Here is a 1363-nt window from a genome sequence, read left to right as displayed (position 1 = left end):
AAAAAAAGCAGCGTTCTCAAAGGCTATCTCTTGAAGGATATTAGCGCCATTTCAAGAGAAACACCCACAAACAATGTCTTCCTGACATTAAAAACTGAGAAGGAGGCTTAGCAAGGGTCGACCATCTTATCAGGCGGTTCCCTGAAAAGGATCTTCGATCCTTGAAGGGAATCGCCCGACAAGCGCTGCGCGTCAGTAACAACAACAGACAACTTACTCAGAACAGTCCTTCTCCTTCTTTGGCCTTCATCTCATCGAGAACCCTCAAAGCCGCATCTTCATAGGACTCTCCAGGCTGAGCACGCTTCTCGATAACACTAACAGGGATGCCATAAATCGCCCCCTTCCTTTTACTATAATTCCTCCCCTCTACACGCTCCTTGACTTTGTGAGCCGGGGTGGGATCATTATTAGCATTTCTTTTGTTTCCAGGGCCGCTACTTTTAGAACCCTTTCTTTTATTCCCCACTTGCTTTCCAGGACTATTTTCCTTTGCATGATATTTAAATTTTATATGCGTTATCTTTCTTCCTGTTTTTACTTGCTCCCACTCAACTTTAAAAGGTGAGTGCTCATTGATCTGACTAACAGCAGCCTCGATCACCCACTTTTTGAAATCCTTCACTGCTGGATACCTACCTTCCAGCTGAAGCACCTCTCTAAGCCACTCGATACTTACTACCCGTTCACCTTGGGGCCATTGAACTAATAGCTCATACAGCCTTATCCCATGTGCGCTAGTCATTTTTGCGACATCGGCTAAAGCATATCTTGTAAACTGCTCGGTCAGCTGTGTTAGATAGGGCAGCATGTCCTTACTAAAACGAACCTCTACTCGACCTTCGGACTCAATGTAGAAGATAGTCTGAACCCACCCAGTTATCATGGCTTTCGTCTTTCGCCCCTGGCCATTGGGATCCTGTAATAATCTGACCTCTCGACGCTTTAGTCTTAGTGCAGCTTTCTCTAATTCCCGGTATGCTTGTTTTGTCGATGTTCCGGTGATCGCAGCAATATCAGACGCACTTATTGAGTAGAGAATATCGTCGCTCACTGGGGAGTCGCGACGAACCTGCCCGATACAAGAGAGGAGGATCCTTTGCTCAGCCACGGTTAGCTTGTACGACGCCTCAACCAAGGCGTTACTCTTGTAGACTTGTAGGTCTGATGACATGGCAGTGGTCCTTCACATCGTTCGGTTTGAACCCCTGGGCAGCAGAGAACCCTATTAGGAGCGTGTAACACACTCCCATACTAGCGCCCATTCCGGCCAACGCAACCATGAACATCCTCCACATCCTGATGGTGCCACCATCAAGATTCGCAACGTATAGCCCACCGACTCTTCACTGCGCCGCAAATC

The 1363-nt window shown here is 47.5% G+C and carries 1 protein-coding gene; it reads right to left on the bottom strand.

Translation table 11 applies throughout. The features are described from left to right. Positions 1 to 217: 217 nt before the first annotated feature. Positions 218 to 1174 (bottom strand): replication initiation protein, encoded by a 957-nt coding sequence (locus tag ACGTN6_RS20500; RefSeq protein WP_394594901.1) that lies wholly within the window; start codon positions 1172 to 1174, stop codon positions 218 to 220. Between the last annotated feature and the right edge of the window lie 189 nt (positions 1175 to 1363).

This window comes from Halomonas sp. B23F22_20 (assembly GCF_043496985.1).
Lineage (GTDB): Bacteria > Pseudomonadota > Gammaproteobacteria > Pseudomonadales > Halomonadaceae > Halomonas.
Note: the sequence above shows the minus strand (reverse complement) of the source record. Positions and strands in the feature narration are given on the sequence as shown.

Excerpts from the sequence above, each read along its gene's own strand:
- ACGTN6_RS20500 (WP_394594901.1), bottom strand. The coding sequence starts at position 1,174 with ATGTCATCAGACCTACAAGTCTACAAGAGTAACGCCTTGGTTGAGGCG.